Genomic DNA, 17,625 nt, shown 5'->3' with positions numbered 1-17,625 from the left:
AAGCAAAGATATAATCATTCATAGATGAATATATAAAAATAAAAAAGCGTGCCACCCAATCAAAGGTAGTACGCTTTTTATTGTCAGAACATTAAAGATTTTCTTTAATGGCTTTATTATCATAATAGTAGTAGCCGATAATCACAAATGTAAAGCATGTCATAAAAAAGAGCAGCACATAAAAAGGACTAGCAATAATAGAACCCACTAAGATAATAAGCGATCCTAGTGATGCTAGGATAGGAATTGGCAATTTTTTGTAATTTTTTGCTTGCCAATACATTCGAAAAACAACTGCATAAAGCAACAAGTAGCTCACATAACAAAATACGATCGAAATCTCACTAATATCGCGACCATTGAATAGTTGATATGTCATAACAAAATAATGAATGACCGACCAGATCGCATTCAAAACAATCAACAGCAAAGTAGAGGCCCATGAAGTCTGTGTCTTAGGATTAACTTTTGAAAAATTCCAATCAGGAATCATCTTCTGCTGGGCTAAAACAGGTGGAACACGTATCGCCCCTAGGTTGATCCCATTTAATACACCTAACATTGAGATAACTAAAATCAATAACATAATCGTTGCCATTCGTTCACCCAAAATTTGCTGAGCAATCACAAAAATGGCTCGATCTCCCAATGCGAGCAGCTGCTGGCTTCCCATCAAATTAAACATGCCATAAAAATAAAGCAAATAAATTGCTAAAATAATAAGCGGACTAATAATTAATGCACGCACCACATTTTTCTTAGGATTTTTGACTTCGGGAGTAATGGATAGCGACAGCATCCAGCCATCATAAGAAAAGATAAGTGGTAGCAAGGCAGTTAGCCAGCCCCACTGACCAAATTCTTGCCCAAAATCAGTAGCAGATTGTAGCACTTCATGCGATATAGGTGTGAATATTACACCATACACTGCAATTAAAATAAGCGGAATCATCTTCACTAATGTCGACAGTCGCTGCATAAGACCGCCCAGATTACGGCTCCAGTAATTCATCACAAAAAACCAAATATTATAAGCAAACCCTAACAAAACTTGTTGCAAAAAAGTTGCTTCAATATCGAGCAGCATAAATGTATAAACAGCAGATGCCCAGCCGACCACAACCGCAACAGTCGGTAACCAGACAATGACTTGAAACCAACCAAAACCTGCTGCCATACGTCGTGAAATAAAGCGGTCAAAATAAGCATTTACGCCTCCCGTTGCAACATAGCGTTTCGCCAATTCGGCAAGTGTTAGTGAACCAAAAACGATACATAACGAGCCAAGTGCAAGTACGAGGATGCCAATCCATAGATTTCCATTTGAATATTGAATAATATCATCGGTCCGAAAATAAATGCCAGCACCAACTACTGTGCCCACAATCATCGAAATTGTGGTAAATAAGCCATATGACACTTTCGCATCGATTTCTTTTTTTGCTTTGCGCGCATCTTTCTATCCCCTTGCTTCTTTTTTATATGCTTGAATATTCATTTAGTATACCTTGAGATACACTCATTTGGCAAGAAGACACTCCTATTATCGCGCCCTTTAGACCGCAAAATCTTCTCACATTAAACGGTCTTGCGGGGTTACAATATGGGCATCGCTGCCTTCTTTTCTTTTTTGAATCATGATTTTTGCAGGCAGACGATTTTTCAACTCTTCCACATGGGAGATGACACCAATCAGCCGTCCTGTCGACTGCAAATCAATCAAGGTCTCAATTGCACTCTCTAAGGAGTCGGCATCCAATGTACCAAATCCCTCATCAATAAATAGCGTATCAATCGCAATTCCGCCCTGTTGGCTCTGAATGACATCGCTCAATCCAAGTGCTAAGGCAAGAGAGCCCTTAAAGGTTTCACCGCCTGAAAGTGTATTGACTGGACGAGTATTGCCAGAATAACGGTCAAATACGTCCAATTCCAAGCCATCTGCACCGCCGCCTTTTGTTTTTTCGGTACGTGGGATGAATTGATAGCGTTCATTTGTCATTTTTTCGAAACGAAGATTGGCTGCTTGGATAATTTCCGCAAAATAGATGCTAAGAACATAGCGTTCAAAGGAAATATGTTGCGTACGAGTCGTGGAACCATTTGCCACTTGCGACAGATCTTCATAAAGCGAGAGTTCATCTAGCAATTGATCGCATTCATCATAAGTTTTGGCAATTTCACGATAACTTTTTTCGTGCAACGTAATCGTTTCAATTAACTGCTCTTGCTCGCTTTCATCTGCTGTCATTTTTATTTGGAGTTGGTCAACCTCTTCTTTTAGTTGGCTACTTTTTAGCTGTTGCGGAATTTCTGCTAATCTCGGTTGCAATTCGGCACGTTGGCGCTTATTATATTCGTGATCTTTTTCAAAATGATCAATCGCTTCCTGATAATCGCTGACCTGCTCCGCCTTTAATAGAAAATCATTCAGGTCACCATCAAAATGCATTTCTTTTTTCAATGCAGCTACGTGGTCTTGTTCTGCCTGTTCTTGCTTCTGTGCAACTTGTTGTTGCTGCTGCAAGTGCTGTGCCGATGTTTCTAGGCGTGCTAGTTGTTGTTTTAGTACTGTTTGGCGCTGTGTTAATTGCGTCCATTTTTCTTCTCGATTTTTTAGCTCTTGGGTAATTGCTTCATATTTTTCAGCAATAGCTGCCGCTGAATCATAAGTCAAACCTTCATCTAGTGCACGGCATTCCTGCGTCCAAGATTTAATTTGTGCAGTTTCATATTCTTCTTGTTTTTTTAGATCATGCCATGTAAGTTCACTTTGGTGATAGCTTTCTTGCAAGTTTTTTAACTCTTGTCGCCACTGCTCTTCCTGATTCAATTGTTCCAAAAGTGTCTTAATCGCTTGACGATATTCATTCATTTCATCTTCTATCTTTTGACGTTGCTGACTTGCTTCAGAAAGCGAAGTCCACTCATTGCGCGCAGACTCTTTAAGAAGTTGAGCATGCCTTTCAATGGATGAAGCAAGTGTGCGTACCATTTCATTTTGAACGGTCTTCTCTTCTAGAGCGCGATTCCGTTGCAATTCATATTCATCCAGTTGCGCTTTTGTTAGATCATTATCCCCACGTTTGGCAGGTGCAGGATGATGAGTTGCTCCACAAACTGGACAAGGCTGCTCATCTTGCAATTCTTCTGCTAAGATGCCAGCTAAATCTGCAAAATAATGTGTCCGCGCTTGTTGATAGGTAACTTCTGCTTGTTGCCAGTCATTTTCTGCTTGGCGCTCATGCTCTAAAGCCGTCTGCAATTGCTTTTGCAGCTGTTCTTTTTCTTTTAATAATTGAACGACTTCTTCCAACTGCACAAATTGCTCAGAAGAAATGGAAAGGAGATGCTGTTTTTCCTGAAGCTCAATACGGCAAGCGCTTAGATGCTCTAATTGTTGCTCGACTGTCGCAATTGTTTTGCGGAGTTTTTCCAGTTGTTGTTCGATATCACGCTCTTGCGCTAGACTTTGTGCACGTGAATTCTCCGCATCATTGATCTTGGAGAGAAGAGCTTCTTTTTCAGCAAAATCCTGCTGCTGCTTTTCTAACTGGCGCAAATGCTCTTCTAATTGGTGGCGATCTGTCCAAGCTTGTTCAGCTTTTATTGCCTCTTGTTCTACTTGAGCCATTTCGGTCTGACATTGTTTGCTTTCTGCCTGATTTTCAATTAAGTCATACTCAGTCTGTATCCGTTGTGTAGTCGCTTGTTCTAATTGTTGTAGCGCCTGTTGTACATTTAGTGCTTGTTCATGATGTGCCAGTTGCTCTTTATAATGGCAAATCAAAGGAGCGCGATCAACGAATTGCTCCGCTTGTGCCTCCAATTGTTCGTTGAGACAAAGGTCACGTAGCCACATTTCTTTTTGGCGAAGTTGGCACCGATTGTGCGCACTTTTTTCTTTTGAATGTTTCAATGCCGCTTTGGTCTCTTCAAGTTGTATGGTCAAATATTTGAGAACATCGGCATAATTTTTATCTGTGATACTTTTTGCAAGGCGACTTTCTGGTGCCGCTTCGATACTCTCTAGAAAATGATCCAACTGTCCTTCGGCTACTTTTCGATCTTTTTGTAATAGAGCTGTCTGCTTGCGCAATTTTTCTTGGAAGCGCTGAATAATTTCCGTTCCAAAGATATTGCGGAAAATCTCCTCTTTTTCCTTACTTGTCGCCAGCAACAACTTTTGAAATTCCCCTTGTGGCAGTAGGACAATTTGCTGAAATTGTGAATAAGATAGTCCTAATAAGTCATGAATTGCTTTTTGTGTTTCGCCCTTATTTGTCGATACTAATTGCCCCTGCGCATAGAACTCCAACTTATGACTGTCCATGCGGCGTTTGCCTTTGTCATTGATAATCTCTTGCTTGGGCTGGCGATAAATACGATATATTTTTTGCTGAATCTCAAATGTAAAATCCACAAAACAGATGTCTTCTGGACTCGCAAATTGCGAACGCACAGATTCCATATCATTTTGATTGCGACTGCTACCGCTGACGCGATGGTATAAGGCAAATGCAATTGCATCAAAAATGGTCGTCTTACCTGAACCAGTGGGCCCCGAAATCAAAAAAAGTGAATGATGTCCAAACTTCGTAAAGTCCAGATCTACCAAACCGCGATAAGGGCCGAATGCGTTCATTCTCAATCGGACAGGTCTCATGCCTTTTCCTCCTCATTAATCTCGTTGAGCATCTTGTGAATAATCATTTCTTGATCTGGTTCAAGTGGCACTTCAACAAAAGATTCATAAAACTCGCTGAAAAGTTGTGCCAAGGATAATTTTTCTAATTTTTCTTTTGAATGATGCATCTGCAATTGATCCCGACTTGTTTGATAAATGTACTCTAACGCCATCGTATTGGGATAATTTTGGCGCAAACGGCGCATGGCATCTGTAATATAGTGCATATCTTCCAATTCAATAAATAAGAAATCGTCAGATTGTTCCTTCATTAATTCTTTGAATGTACCGCGAATGATACGCAAATCAAGCGGGACAGTGATATCGAGCGATTTTACTTTTAAAGTGTCTTTCGTTAGATCGATGAGAAGATTTTGTTTGCGGTGATGCGCTTCTGATTTTGAATATTTGATGGGGGAACCACTGTAGCGAATGTTCTCACTTCCAACGCGTTGCGCCTTGTGCAGATGACCGAGTGCAACATAATCAAAGTCCTTAAAAAGTGCAGCGGGAACATATTCAATTGTTCCAATAGATAAGGGACGTTCAGAGTCGGATTCTTCAGGAAGATGATCTGGATCGGGAACTACAAATCCATGATAGATTAATATATTAAGGGCTTTTGGATCCCAATCTTCTGCTTTAATTGTTTGAATTTGAGCACGAATCGCATCTTCTGGTGTCTTGATCATATCATCTTCTAGCACTGCCGCCACTTCTCTAGGGTCAGCGTAAGGTATAAGATAGAAATTTGCCCCACGCCACGCTACTTTACGCACATGGCGTTTCAAAGTACCCTCGATGAATAGCTGACTATGGGCAAATAAATCTGCACCATATTCCAAGCGTTCATTACTATCATGATTGCCTGCAATTATAAATAGTGCAATCCCTAACTCCTGTGTCACATATGTAAAAAAATCATTGGCCAGTTGTACCGCTTCTTTTGCGGGAACGGCACGATCATATAGATCCCCCGCCATAATCATTGCATCCACAGGATGATGCGCCAAATATGTTTTTAATTGTTCTAAATATTGCATTTGCAGTGGTAACATAGAGAATTCATTGACAATTTTCCCTAAGTGCCAATCTGCCGTATGTAATAATCGCATCTATCGCTCCCTCTTTTCAATTGCTGCCAACCGCTTCAAAAATCTTTATTTTTAATGTATATACCATATAAAAAAGGCATGGTTTTCGCCACGCCTTTTCTATTGATTGAAATGTCAATTATTTAAGTTCTACAGATGCTCCAGCTTCTTCAAGTTGTCCTTGGAGTGCTTCTGCGTCTTCTTTAGAAAGACCTTCTTTAACAGGGTTTGGTGCACCATCAACAAGTTCTTTTGCTTCTTTCAAGCCAAGACCTGTTACGTCACGTACAACTTTGATTACTTTGATTTTAGCTGAACCAGCATCTTTAAGGATGACGTCGAATTCTGTTTGTTCTGCTGCTGCAGCTTCGCCACCTGCAACTGGTGCTGCTGCTGCAACTGGTGCTGCTGCAGAAACGCCAAATTCTTCTTCGATTGCTCCTACTAATTCGTTAAGTTCTACAACGGTTGCTGATTTAATATCTTCGATAATTTGTTCAATGTTTAAAGCCATTTTAAATTTCTCCTTTTTTCTTTAATTTTTAATATATTGCAAGTGATTTCACGCAATTAATGGGAATGCTCCCATAGTCTCTTATGCTGCGCCACCTTTTTCTGCAAGATCTTTCAAGGCATATGCCAATTTTGTTGCAGGGTTTGCAGCTTGAAGAACATAAGCTGTATTGCGCATTGGTGCTTGAAGTACAGAAAGTAGCATTGAGAGTAAGCCTTCGCGACTTGGAAGTTTAGCAACGGCTTCTATCATTTCGACCGTTACAACTTTACCTTCAACGATCCCACCTTTTACAACAAGCGGTTCTGCTGTTTTCGCAAATTCTGTCATAATTTTTGCTGGTGCTGGAACTTCTTCATAACCAAAAGCGACAGCGGTTGGGCCAGTTAGAACTTCATCTAGACCTTCATATCCCATTTTTTCAGCTGCTCGGCGTAACATGGTATTTTTAGCGACTACCATTTCAACGCCAGCTTCACGTAATTGTTTACGTAAATCAGTCACTTCTGTTACATTTAGTCCGCGATAGTTTACAATCACTACAGCATTTGCTTTTTCAAATTTTTCAACAAGTTCATTGACGAGTTGTTTTTTGTTTTGTAATACTGCTTCGCTCACTAAGTTTCACCTCCTGAATAACATAACCTCCAATGAAAGTGAAAAACTCCCCTTCCGAAATGGAAAGAGAGTCAATTTTCTTTTGAAAGTTGTGGGTAGCCCACATTTCTCTAGAAACTCACACTCCCCTCGGTATGAAATTAAGGCATTGCCACATACTGTCTTCGGTTGATGTTAAAATATTCAATTCGTACATAAGGTACTGACGTAGTATACACAAGCTTGCTCAGAAAGTCAAGCAGTAAAATATCTTTCTAGCATAATTTTCCCTATTTTTTAAAAATTGCATCAAATAAAAAACTTTTGCATGGCTTTACCATACAAAAGTTTTTGTTTGTTAATTGGATTAATTATTCAGCATCGCGAATAATTGTTGTTGGGTCGATTTTTACACCAGGACCGAATGTGCTTGCGATAGTAACACTTTTCACGTAAACACCTTTTGCACTCGCAGGTTTTTCACGAAGAACTGTCTCATGAATTGCTGCAAAGTTCTCGCGAAGTGCTTGTGCATCAAAGCTTACTTTACCCATTGGGATGTGCAAGTTTGCTTGATTATCGATACGATAAGCTACTTGTCCTGCTTTGATGTCTTTAACAGCAGCTGCAACATCTGGTGTAACAGTACCTGTTTTAGGGTTTGGCATTAAGCCTTTAGGACCTAGAACACGTCCAAGACGTCCAACTTGTGCCATCATATCTGGACTAGCTACTACAACGTCAAAGTCAAGCCAGCCCCCTTCGATTTTTTCAACGAGATCGCTACTTCCAACGAAATCAGCTCCCGCTTCACGTGCTGCATCCGCTGCACTTCCTTCTGCAAATACAACAACAGTCTGTGTACGACCTGTACCATTTGGAAGTACAAGTGCACCACGTAATTGTTGATCTGCATGTTTAGGATTCAATCCTAATTTATAAGCGACTTCAATCATAGAGTCGATTTTTGCATATGCGATTTCTTTTACTAATTCAATTGCTTCTAAAGCGTTATATGTTTTAGAACGGTCAACTTGTTCAAGCGCCGCTAAATATTTTCTACTGCGTTTTTTTGCCATGAATTTTTCCTCCTTGATGTGGTATTAGCGGTTTTACCTCCCACTAACCTGAAAATTTCAGGTAGCACGAGAAACCTTTTTCTGTCCGGCAATGGTCTTGCTTACCCTTCGACAGTGATTCCCATGCTTCGAGCAGTACCTTCAACTAAACGCATTGCAGCTTCAATATCTGCAGCGTTCAAGTCTGGCATTTTTGTTTCTGCAATTTCTCGCACTTGGTCGCGAGTAACGGAACCGACTTTCGTTTTGTTTGGAACACCAGAACCTGATGGGATACCTGCAGCTTGTTTTAGAAGAATTGCGGCAGGTGGGGTTTTGGTAATAAACGTAAATGAACGGTCTTCATATACAGTAATCTCTACAGGAATAATAGTTCCTGCTTGATCTTGTGTTTTTGCGTTGAATTCTTTTGTGAACCCCATAATGTTAATCCCTGCTTGACCAAGTGCTGGTCCAACGGGTGGAGCTGGACTTGCTGCACCTGCAGGAATCTGAAGTTTCACGACATTAATTACTTTTTTTGCCACGTGACTTACCTCCTTGTTTTGTCCGTGAGTGGTTAAGTGGGGATGTAAGTATTTCCCCTCCCACTTCTGCTATATTTCGTGTGCTTGTTGACACACTGGAATATTATACTATAAGTCTATTATCACTGCAAGTCTTGCATGAATTTTTCATATGTTTTTTCAAAATTATAGTAACACTAATTATTTTTTTATTATTTTAACATTTTGTCAATCTTTACAAAAAACTGAGGATTTCCTGATAACTTTTTGCTATATTCTATTCAAATCATGATTTAGATTAAGTGAAAGGAGGCTTTTATTAGTTTTAAGTTGTAGTAGTTGTATCTATATAAAAAGATAAAAATTTTTCATGTCTAAAATAATTAAGTACAGGAGATAGGCTATATGAAATATGATAAAAAATATAGTATTTCAATTATTTTATTAACGTTTTTCTTAGTTATTGATTCGATTTCAAGTATACGGCGTGGTGATTATACATTTACAGAGCTCCTAATCCTTGCACTCAGCAGTGTATTTTTAGCAATCACTGTAGAGTGGATTGGTAAGCGGATGAAATGGGAAAAAGATACACGATTTACTGCTATTATCGTCGCTGGAATGCTTATACTTGCACCCATTTTTATCAAATGGCACGGTCTATCCTCTAATTCTTCGAACTTAAATCAACAAAACTTGGAAAGCGAAACTACAAGTGATTATCGAAAAATGATTGCTGATTTTTCAACGATTGAAAGTGGTGATCTCGAGGAGAAAATTGAAGCGAATAAACCTTTTACGCTTTATATGGGAAGAGCGGACTGCCCTTTTTGTGAAGTGTTTGTCAGCTACTTAAATGAAGCAAGTAAAGAAATAGACAGTAAAATTTATTATTTTGATTCATCCAAAGCAACTAGTAGTGAAGATCAACGATTAGAGGACCTCGGATTGTTTACTGTCCCTCAACTTGTTAAAATTGAAAAAGGCAAAGTTATAGAAACATTCAATGTTGAAGAGGACTATACGGAAACAGATATCATTCAATTTTTGACTCCATAATCTAGCGCAAAAGCGCAACGGAATATGATGACGCGAGATACTTCTTGTAAAGAAGCACGCCTCAAATTCTGTTGCGCTTATTTATTTTTTTAGATAAGATGTTACTAATAGTATATAAGTGAGGATGTGCCACGATGATTGGTAAGAATATTTGTATGTTGACCCATTCCCCACACGCTTTGTCCTGGCAGAGGCAACTGCTGACAGCATATGGTGCACAAGTTACCATCCATACATTTGATGCACCGCTAATTCCTGCCGATTTCATTGTATGCGACTTAATTTTAGTTCACCATGATGATTTTTCGGTCATTTTTGAAATTCGCAATACTATACGACTGGCAACTACTGCCTCTATTATCTATATGGCAACCACCGATCGCGACATTCCTATTCCATCTGTCCTAGATGGCGGTTTTGATGATTATTTTCCCATCACTGTAACAAATGATGAATTCATTGCACGTATTAATAGTCATCTACGATGTCGTGCACGTTATATACATCCTGGGACAGTTCGAACTTATTTTCGCCATATTGAAATTGATCATGTTAATTATTGTGTCACAATAAAAGGAAAAACGCTCCATTTCACGAAAAGAGAATTCCAAATATTATTACTTCTGGCACGTTCTCCTGGTACAATATTTACAGCACAACAAATTTGCGATCATATTAATGCAGGGCATATGCACACTTCCCCTCATTCATCGGTCCAATTCATCCATCAAATTCGGAAGAAATTTAGCACATTCAATCTTACGCCAATCCAAACGCATCATGGGCTTGGCTATTCTTGGTACTACGGCTAATCTTAAAAAGGTAGCTACTCACTCATAAAAGGAAGATCTTATGACATCATATATTGCTTACAAAAAAGAATTGCCTCATACATACATTCTCGGTGCTTTTCCAACAATCGAAGCTTTGGAAGAAGTTCCCGAGCTATTTTTACATGTCTTTATTGATCCAGACTACTATGAGGCCCCATCTCTTATTGAACGCTTAAGACAGCATGCTATTCCCTATGATATCAGCGCGCGCAGCATTCGCCGCCTTGCACATAAAGAAAATACACGTGTTGTCGGTGTCCTCAAAAAAGCACTGCCTCCTGTCCAAGATATCTCACATGTCGTCTTGGAAAATGTCTCCAATATGGGCAACTTAGGCACAATCATTCGCACAATGGTCGGCATGGGGATCTATCATCTCGTAACAGTTGGTACCATTTGCGATATTTATCATCCTAAGACAATTCGTGCATCAATGGGAGCATTCTTCAAAATTCATCATACGCATTTTAATTCAATGGCGGACTATCATGCCACCTACTCTACTTGTCGGCACAAATATTTCTTCTTGCTGAATGCATCAGCACTTCCCTTACCAAAAGTGCATACGATCCATCCCTCCGATGAGCACTACTCTTTAATCTTCGGCAATGAAGGATCTGGATTAGAACAAGACTATGCACCACTGGGGACGAGCGTCTTTATTCCGCAGACTGCCGACATTGACTCTTTGAATTTGCCCATTTCTGTGGCCATGGCCCTTTATGAATTTCAGTGCCATTAATTTTTATTAATATGACCCTTTAAGCAAAAAACTTCAGGCAAAATTTGCCTGAAGTTTTTTTGTTTAATGCTCTAATGTTGCAATTTGACTGAATTCTAATTCTGCATTCGTTTCTCGTCCGAACATCTCAACGGTCGCATCAATCAATCCGCGATCTTCATCTACTGCTGCAACAGTTGCTTCCATGCCTGCAAATGCCCCTGAAATAATGCGAATCGTCTCGCCCACTTCGACATCAATGTCGATTTTTCGTGGTTTCATGCCCATGCTCTTGAAGATACGTTCAATCTCTTCAGGGAGCAGTGGACTTGGCTTACTACCAGCGCCATGTGAACCAACAAACCCCGTCACACCTGGTGTATTACGCACAACGAACCATGCTTCATCAGACATAATCATCTCAACAAGTACATAACCAGGGAATATTTTTTTCTGAGCTTCAACAAGGTCCCCTTCTTTATCTTCTTCATAGACAGCATGTTGTGGCACTAAAATTTCAAAAATATTGTCTTCCATCCCCATGCTGGTCATACGTGATTCAAGATTTTTTTTGATTTTATCTTCATAACCTGAATAGGTGTGCAGGACATACCATGCTTTTTCTGTTTCTAAACGTTTACTAATACCCATTGTTGCCACCCTTTCTTAAAAATTCAAATTAAAAAACCTTCTCTTGTGCAGAAGGTTTTTACTAGTTTTATTATAGCACGATTGTTACAACTTGACTATCGATTCTCTTATAGAAATGAAAGTAATAAATTAATGACTGTATCTCCTAGCCAGAAAAAGAGTGCAAAAAGGAAAATTGTGCCAAAAATGCGTGATGAATATTTCTTCATTTCTGCAGAAGTTGGCCAAGTCGTTTGTTTCATTTCGTGAAGCACTTCACCGATAAAATGTGTATCTTTGTTCAATGTCCGGCTCCTTTCAATTAGCGTGTTTCTTTGTGCAAGGTATGCTTGCCACATCGTTTACAAAATTTCTTAATTTCTAATCGTTCTGTTTGAATCTTAGCACGTGGTTCAAGACTGTAATTTCGACAACCGCATTCTGAACAGGCTAAAGACGTCTTACGCTTTTTCATCGCGATCCTCCCTTTCTTTACAGTCACCTACTGCCATTGCATTTTACTTGTTTTTCCCTTTATTGTCAAATAAATCTCGACAGCTCTTTTTTATCCTTTAGTGCGTTGCGAGCTTCATGGTAGGTAGCGGACTTTTATTTAATGATTGTTGCGAATTATTTTTCTTAATTTAGCGCTGCAACGGTATAATGCTCGCTTCATCATGCCCAGATCTAACTCTAATGTCTCACATATCTCTTGATAACTCATGCCCGCAATAAAATGGCGAAATACATCTTCTTCAATCGGCGACAACTCTCCACGATACTGGCGATAACTTTCCTGCGTACAGTAGATGGCACAAGGTTCTTCCAAATATTTAGGGAGAAAACACTCATATGACACGCCCGAACGGTCACTCATGCGTTCGAGCGAGTGTGCATAGTGCGTTGCTTTTCTCTTGAGCGCTTGTTGTTTGCGGACCGATTTATTCAAATGATTTTGTAGACATAGATGAAAATATTGCATAAAAGATAAATTCTCATGCCATTTATAATTTTGTAAAGCTTCGACCAAGATCATACGCGCTTCTTGTTCAAGGTCGGCTCTATCATAGCCTTCTAGATAATATTTGCGGATGAGTCCGCGCGAGAGACCATGGCAGCAACGCAACAATTCTTCAAAAGGGGATTGACCGATATGCTTCATCATAAAAACATAACGATCTGCCGTTTCACGATGATCGCTTGTAATATATTCATAATATGTAGGATAAGGCACGCCATTTCCTCCTAAAATAATAACAAAAGACTCCCTTTCATCTTATGGGAAAGGGAGTCTTTTGACTAGTTCATTTCAAATTGCACAACGATCTAGAAGTTGATCATACCTTGTGCTAAAAGGATCATAAGAAAACCGAGCAAGTTGTTAAGCATGTGATAAATCATGCCCGCTTCAACACTTTTTGTTCTTTTTACAGCATAACTGAAGACCAGCCCCAGTGTAAAATATGTATAAAAAGAAGGAATGTCAGTTGGTGTGTGCACTAATGAGAATAGAAGAGCACTTCCCAATGTCGCAAGCCAAGTTGGTTCTTTGAGTGGTTGTCTAAACATGATCATGCCACGGAACAATAATTCTTCCACAATCGGCGCAACGACCACGATCATTAAAAAGAGTACACCAAGCGGAATGTTTTGGGCAATTGATTCTACACCTTGCTGATTTATAGGGTTAATATCGCCGAAGAATTGGGTCACAACCCATTGCCCTGCCGTATAAAGCAAGAAAGAAATTGGAATATAAAATGCTAGAAATTTCCAATCTTTTTTCGTCAATCCTGGAATGAGCACGGACTCTTCTGGAGCAAGTTGTTTACGATTAAAGAGTGGAATTTTTAGCCAATAAATCATACCAAGCGTTAAAGGAAAACTTAAAATCGTCGTTCCTGCCGCTAGTTCGGCTAGCGCGCCGTCCAAATTCTGACCGCCTGATTGTATATAAGCTTGCCCATGCATTACAATATAAGCTGTTATCGCAATCATTTGTAATACTAAACTCGATGTGATGAGCATACCAACATAATCTCTAAAACGTAATGGGCGTTGCGGTAGATAAAAGATTTTTGACAAATAGCCCGCTTTTTGGCGACTTTCTTTTTGAATATCGCTATACTCTACGGGTTCTGCTAATTTCCCATCAAAAATTGGCCAGAAGTCGCGATTCATTTTGCGCCAATTCCAAAATGCAAGACCTAGCGAAAGGGCAATAATCAAAAGTGTCACTAAAAGCTGGTATAGTGGTTCAAGGAATTGCATTGCCACTATCAACGCAGAAAAGGCGCCAACCATAATCATCATGATAAAAATGCTCAAAAACATCATCAAAACGCGCTGGTTGCCACGAGAAAATAATTCATTAACATTGGCCCATCGTAGATTCAACATGCGCCAGTCTCGTTTGAAATAATAAGACGTCAGCACATAAACTCCGATCGAAAATCCCAAAATAAAGAAAAGAAAAATAAGCAGTGGCACGCGCAACAATAAGGCAATCACTAAAAAGATCAATGCCCCCGTTAGCCACTCAAGCGCTAGCACTCTTTTGAATTTATTGCGCACATAATTTGAAAAACTAAATGGCAACGTCATAATATAGTAGAAATTGTCTTTTTCAAGTGAGAGTGCAACAGCTGATAAGTTAGCAGGCCCCATCGTCATATAAGCCCCCACCAACCCAGCAAATGCATAGATACCGATCGCATAATTAGGCACGATCTCTGCCATAAAATCTGCCCCATGCATATAAAATGGAATAAATATAATCATTGGAAAATAGATTTTGCTAAAAAAGAACATAAGCAAAAGCGATGTGTCGTCCAATTGTTTGAGCTGATAGTGGCGTAGCGATTGTTGCAATGAACGATAAACGATATGCCCTTCTTTTATTTTATGTTTTCTAACTTTTCCTTTTGGACGAGGAGCTTTTTCATTGAAGAGTTGCTTCAATATCGTACGCTGAATCGCATAAAATAATCCCAACGCCACGGCACACCATATTCCAACACCAATCCAACCCGCCATCCATTCCGATGTGAACACTTGTAAAAAAGGTAGAATGATCGGAACAACTTTGCGGTCAAGCGCCGAAAAATCAACATCCCCTGGAATATTAGTGCCGTTATAACTTATACTGAAACTCACATAAAAAATGTAAGCAATCATAAGCCCATTCATCGCCAGCATAATATATTTTTCATAACGCTGGAAAAGAGGCAAGCGAGATAGGAAGGATGTGATGACAATAATCAACTCTAAGAGCACCACATTGAACAAGACGAAACTAAATAGTCCAAATAAAATTCCCCATATCCACTGTACACCACTCTGATACGCAAATAATGCCAAAATAATAGCTGCTGGGAACATAAATCCCCCACAAGATAGTGCCACGGCACACAGCTTCGAAACTAAAAATTCACTTTTTGTGAATGGCAGTGCCATATAATGCGCAAAATTATTCTCACCAAAGATGAGCGTATAGGTCGTAATAAACATTTGAAAAAAGCCCATGGATAAAATGGAAAAGATCAAATATGTGGTCGTGCCAGGCACTTCATTCAACGGCATCTCAAATAATATAGCCGAAAACATAAAAGGTAGCACGAAAAGCATAACTATATTTTGCAATAGCACTCTTCGGAAAACATTTTTCTTTGTAATTTTTTCTTTTTTAGTACCATTTGATAATTGGCGTAAAGAAGTTAACATATCCACTACTAACAACTCTTTGATATGTTTAAAATTCATGATCATCACGCTCCTTGACTGGTGCATCAGATGATGCATGCTTCAATTCATCAAGATGAGCTTTTGCCATTTCAGTTGAAACTGTTCCTGAAGATTGTTCCTCTTCAATTTCTTCTGGCACTTCCTTATCTTCTTCTACAGGCTCGCTTTCTTCTGGTGCAACTCCATTATCTACACCTTCTATTTTTGCCATTTCAGAGGCTTGTTCATGCTGAGCATCGCGTTCATCCGCTTTTCTACCGGCCATATCAAGATAGATGGCTTCAAGGGAGCGTCCTGGATTTTGTGCTTGCAGTTGATCTAGTGTTCCTTCATAGATGACTTTGCCGCGGCGTAAGATTACTAGACGGTCGCACAATTCTTGCGCCACTTCCAGTGCATGTGTCGAAAATAATACAATATTTCCTTCTGCCGCATGTTGTCTCATCATTTCTTTCAAATCATATTGTGCTTGTGGGTCTAGTCCTGTCATCGGTTCATCCAAAATCCAAATATCTGGATTAGGGAGCAATGCACCAATTAAAAATGTTTTTTGGCGCATTCCATGAGAGAAATTCTCGATGAATTCTTGGCGTTCATTTTCCAAACTAAATAAATGAACCAAATGTTCTAAGCGTTCTTGGTACTGATCATCTGGAATATCAAATGCACCTTTTATAAGTTCCCAATATTCTTCTGCTTGTAAACGTAAGAAGATATCTGGGGAATCAGAAACGTAGCCGATATGTTTTTTGATTTCATCGCGATGTTCATTAAGCAATAAGTCATTGACCGAGACTTGACCCGCCGTTGCTTCAATGATGCTCACTAAGATCTTGATGGCGGTCGATTTTCCAGCACCATTATGACCAATGAGTCCAAAAATCTCACCTTCATTAATAGTAAATGATACGTGGTCAAGTGCTTTTTTGTCGCCATATTGTTTGACAATATTTTCGAATTTAATCATCCTAAATCCCCCTTAACTTCTATTTATACAGTATACAACAAAAGAGCTAATACACAAGGAACTTCATATTTAATTTATGTTAATTATTTTTTATTTTTATGAGGAGCATAAGGTATATTGCGTCACTTTTTCAAGCGGATCAAAGGCTTGGAATTTGCCTGTAACATCTGTGGCTTGTGTGCCCACGTTAGGGTCAGTGATACGAACGGTTTGGCTCTCATCATTTGGGTCATGGTGTTCTGCCCAAACATAGCTTTCATCTTCCCCATCCACAAGTGTTTCTAACCAGGTGATGGATTTTCCACGCACTTGATCAGGGGTTAAAGTCGTTTCAATCGTATGTGTCCCGTTCATTGTATCGGGTGTAAAACGTGATTCTAACGTTTTAATCACACGGTCTGGATGACCTGTTTCAATGATTTGGGCTTTGAATACATATTCTTTTCCTGGAATTAAGTGAGTAAATGAAATTTCATCTTTTACTGGAATTTCATCTATTGGGTTGAATACTTTTTCATTGTCCCCAACTGTAGCGGTTGTTTGCAGCTCTATGGGCTGACGTTCATTTTCAGCGTCAAGGACAATCACCTTGCCATCATCAGGAACCATTATTCTAAAGTTCACAGGTTTTTCTAAACGTTTATAGCCCTCTGGCATACGCATTTCATGGAATGCATAATCGCCAATTGGGAGTTTCTCAACGGTTAATACTCCTGCTGCATTAGTGGTATAGGTGCCCACTTTTTCTGTCACACCTTTATAGGTGCGATACAAGTCAAACGTCACGCCTGCAATTCCAGTTCTTTTATGCACATGTTGGGCACGGTCATATTTAAAGAGTCTAATGTTTGCACGAGCTTGACGGTTGCTAAAGTTTATGATTTTAATTTTATCTGTTGGGCTATCGATGGAGAATACCGTAGCAATTCGAGGTAAAACATAGCCCTCTGGGGCTTTAATTTCACGGAGTTCATAGCGATCGACCCCATATTCTAATGTTGTGGGGGTAATAAAATACCCGTTTTCATTCGTGACAAAAATGTCCGTTTTTTCTAGGGTATTTGGTTTTTCCATGATCACAAAGCGTTGGGTTTGGCGGTCATAAATCTTAAAGTGGGCATGGTCCATTGTAATGGTTTCGCCGCTTTCAGCGTCCACTTTCACCACTTGGAGGCGTTGGCGGATCGGTTGATT

At 39.5% G+C, this 17,625-nt stretch carries 16 protein-coding genes, 1 pseudogene and 1 other annotated feature; of the genes and pseudogenes, 3 read left to right on the top strand and 14 right to left on the bottom strand.

Going from position 1 to position 17,625, the window contains the following annotated elements:
* Nucleotides 1-91: 91 nt before the first annotated feature.
* The 7 genes from C231_RS0107330 to rplK all read right to left on the bottom strand — a co-directional run bounded on the left by C231_RS0107330 (nucleotide 92) and on the right by rplK (nucleotide 8,498).
* Nucleotides 92-1,420, bottom strand: coding sequence for an APC family permease (locus C231_RS0107330; protein ID WP_018659974.1), 1,329 nt, complete (start codon nucleotides 1,418-1,420; stop codon nucleotides 92-94).
* 153 nt (nucleotides 1,421-1,573) lie between these two features.
* Nucleotides 1,574-4,666, bottom strand: coding sequence for an AAA family ATPase (locus C231_RS0107325; RefSeq protein ID WP_018659973.1), 3,093 nt, complete (start codon nucleotides 4,664-4,666; stop codon nucleotides 1,574-1,576).
* The gene (locus tag C231_RS0107320; RefSeq protein WP_018659972.1) at nucleotides 4,663-5,802 is read right to left on the bottom strand and encodes an exonuclease SbcCD subunit D; all 1,140 of its coding nucleotides are present in this window, start codon (nucleotides 5,800-5,802) and stop codon (nucleotides 4,663-4,665) included. Before C231_RS0107320 ends, C231_RS0107325 begins: the two co-directional genes overlap by 4 nt.
* A gap of 118 nt (nucleotides 5,803-5,920) precedes the next feature.
* The gene (gene rplL, locus C231_RS0107315) at nucleotides 5,921-6,295 is read right to left on the bottom strand and encodes a 50S ribosomal protein L7/L12 (RefSeq protein WP_018659971.1); all 375 of its coding nucleotides are present in this window, start codon (nucleotides 6,293-6,295) and stop codon (nucleotides 5,921-5,923) included.
* An 81-nt stretch (nucleotides 6,296-6,376) separates the two neighbouring features.
* Nucleotides 6,377-6,913: a 50S ribosomal protein L10 gene (rplJ, locus tag C231_RS0107310; protein ID WP_018659970.1), complete on the bottom strand. Its 537-nt coding sequence runs from the start codon at nucleotides 6,911-6,913 to the stop codon at nucleotides 6,377-6,379.
* A gap of 31 nt (nucleotides 6,914-6,944) precedes the next feature.
* Nucleotides 6,945-7,099: a sequence feature (ribosomal protein L10 leader region), on the bottom strand.
* Nucleotides 7,100-7,263: 164 nt separating this feature from the next.
* Nucleotides 7,264-7,971 carry a 50S ribosomal protein L1 gene (gene rplA / locus C231_RS0107305; protein ID WP_018659969.1) on the bottom strand — a complete coding sequence of 236 codons (708 nt, stop codon included), beginning with the start codon at nucleotides 7,969-7,971 and terminating at the stop codon, nucleotides 7,264-7,266.
* 101 nt (nucleotides 7,972-8,072) lie between these two features.
* Nucleotides 8,073-8,498 (bottom strand): 50S ribosomal protein L11, encoded by a 426-nt coding sequence (rplK, locus tag C231_RS0107300; RefSeq protein WP_018659968.1) that lies wholly within the window; start codon nucleotides 8,496-8,498, stop codon nucleotides 8,073-8,075.
* A 384-nt stretch (nucleotides 8,499-8,882) separates the two neighbouring features.
* On the opposite strand from rplK, the gene C231_RS0107295 reads away from it, so the two are divergent.
* The 3 genes from C231_RS0107295 (at nucleotide 8,883) to C231_RS0107285 (ending at nucleotide 11,111) form a co-directional block, all read left to right on the top strand.
* A complete protein-coding gene (locus tag C231_RS0107295; protein ID WP_018659967.1) occupies nucleotides 8,883-9,536 on the top strand; it encodes a DUF6568 family protein in 654 nt (217 codons plus the stop codon).
* Nucleotides 9,537-9,670: 134 nt separating this feature from the next.
* The gene (locus C231_RS08360; protein ID WP_018659966.1) at nucleotides 9,671-10,348 is read left to right on the top strand and encodes a response regulator transcription factor; all 678 of its coding nucleotides are present in this window, start codon (nucleotides 9,671-9,673) and stop codon (nucleotides 10,346-10,348) included.
* Between the two features lie 40 nt (nucleotides 10,349-10,388).
* The gene (locus C231_RS0107285; RefSeq protein WP_018659965.1) at nucleotides 10,389-11,111 is read left to right on the top strand and encodes a TrmH family RNA methyltransferase; all 723 of its coding nucleotides are present in this window, start codon (nucleotides 10,389-10,391) and stop codon (nucleotides 11,109-11,111) included.
* Between the two features lie 63 nt (nucleotides 11,112-11,174).
* On the opposite strand, the gene nusG is transcribed toward C231_RS0107285, so the two are convergent.
* The 7 genes and pseudogenes from nusG to C231_RS0107255 all read right to left on the bottom strand — a co-directional run.
* Nucleotides 11,175-11,741 (bottom strand): transcription termination/antitermination protein NusG, encoded by a 567-nt coding sequence (nusG, locus tag C231_RS0107280; protein WP_018659964.1) that lies wholly within the window; start codon nucleotides 11,739-11,741, stop codon nucleotides 11,175-11,177.
* Nucleotides 11,742-11,848: 107 nt separating this feature from the next.
* Complete coding sequence (gene secE, locus C231_RS08490; protein WP_018659963.1) at nucleotides 11,849-12,025, bottom strand: preprotein translocase subunit SecE; 177 nt, start codon at nucleotides 12,023-12,025, stop codon at nucleotides 11,849-11,851.
* Between the two features lie 17 nt (nucleotides 12,026-12,042).
* On the bottom strand, nucleotides 12,043-12,195 hold the full coding sequence (gene rpmG, locus C231_RS08485) for a 50S ribosomal protein L33 (RefSeq protein WP_083912545.1): 153 nt from the start codon (nucleotides 12,193-12,195) through the stop codon (nucleotides 12,043-12,045).
* 138 nt (nucleotides 12,196-12,333) lie between these two features.
* Entirely contained in the window at nucleotides 12,334-12,954 is a 621-nt protein-coding gene (locus tag C231_RS08355) for a sigma-70 family RNA polymerase sigma factor (RefSeq protein ID WP_018659962.1), read from the bottom strand.
* A gap of 92 nt (nucleotides 12,955-13,046) precedes the next feature.
* On the bottom strand, nucleotides 13,047-15,482 hold the full coding sequence (locus C231_RS0107265) for a CPBP family intramembrane glutamic endopeptidase (RefSeq protein WP_018659961.1): 2,436 nt from the start codon (nucleotides 15,480-15,482) through the stop codon (nucleotides 13,047-13,049).
* A 226-nt stretch (nucleotides 15,483-15,708) separates the two neighbouring features.
* Nucleotides 15,709-16,431, bottom strand: a pseudogene (locus tag C231_RS08105) (ABC transporter ATP-binding protein); the annotation flags it as partial.
* 96 nt (nucleotides 16,432-16,527) lie between these two features.
* On the bottom strand, nucleotides 16,528-17,625 hold a 1,098-nt coding region (locus C231_RS0107255), incomplete at its 5' end, for a SpaA isopeptide-forming pilin-related protein (protein ID WP_018659959.1).

This window comes from Allofustis seminis DSM 15817, assembly GCF_000374325.1.
In the GTDB taxonomy this organism is placed as follows: Bacteria; Bacillota; Bacilli; order Lactobacillales; family Carnobacteriaceae_A; genus Allofustis; species Allofustis seminis.
Note: the sequence above shows the minus strand (reverse complement) of the source record. Positions and strands in the feature narration are given on the sequence as shown.

Excerpts from the sequence above, each read along its gene's own strand:
- nusG (WP_018659964.1), bottom strand. The coding sequence starts at position 11,741 with ATGGGTATTAGTAAACGTTTAGAAACAGAAAAAGCATGGTATGTCCTG.
- rplL (WP_018659971.1), bottom strand. The coding sequence starts at position 6,295 with ATGGCTTTAAACATTGAACAAATTATCGAAGATATTAAATCAGCAACC.
- C231_RS0107320 (WP_018659972.1), bottom strand. The coding sequence starts at position 5,802 with ATGCGATTATTACATACGGCAGATTGGCACTTAGGGAAAATTGTCAAT.
- C231_RS0107295 (WP_018659967.1), top strand. The coding sequence starts at position 8,883 with ATGAAATATGATAAAAAATATAGTATTTCAATTATTTTATTAACGTTT.
- C231_RS0107285 (WP_018659965.1), top strand. The coding sequence starts at position 10,389 with ATGACATCATATATTGCTTACAAAAAAGAATTGCCTCATACATACATT.
- C231_RS0107265 (WP_018659961.1), bottom strand. The coding sequence starts at position 15,482 with ATGAATTTTAAACATATCAAAGAGTTGTTAGTAGTGGATATGTTAACT.
- rplA (WP_018659969.1), bottom strand. The coding sequence starts at position 7,971 with ATGGCAAAAAAACGCAGTAGAAAATATTTAGCGGCGCTTGAACAAGTT.
- C231_RS0107325 (WP_018659973.1), bottom strand. The coding sequence starts at position 4,666 with ATGAGACCTGTCCGATTGAGAATGAACGCATTCGGCCCTTATCGCGGT.
- rpmG (WP_083912545.1), bottom strand. The coding sequence starts at position 12,195 with ATGAAAAAGCGTAAGACGTCTTTAGCCTGTTCAGAATGCGGTTGTCGA.
- C231_RS08360 (WP_018659966.1), top strand. The coding sequence starts at position 9,671 with ATGATTGGTAAGAATATTTGTATGTTGACCCATTCCCCACACGCTTTG.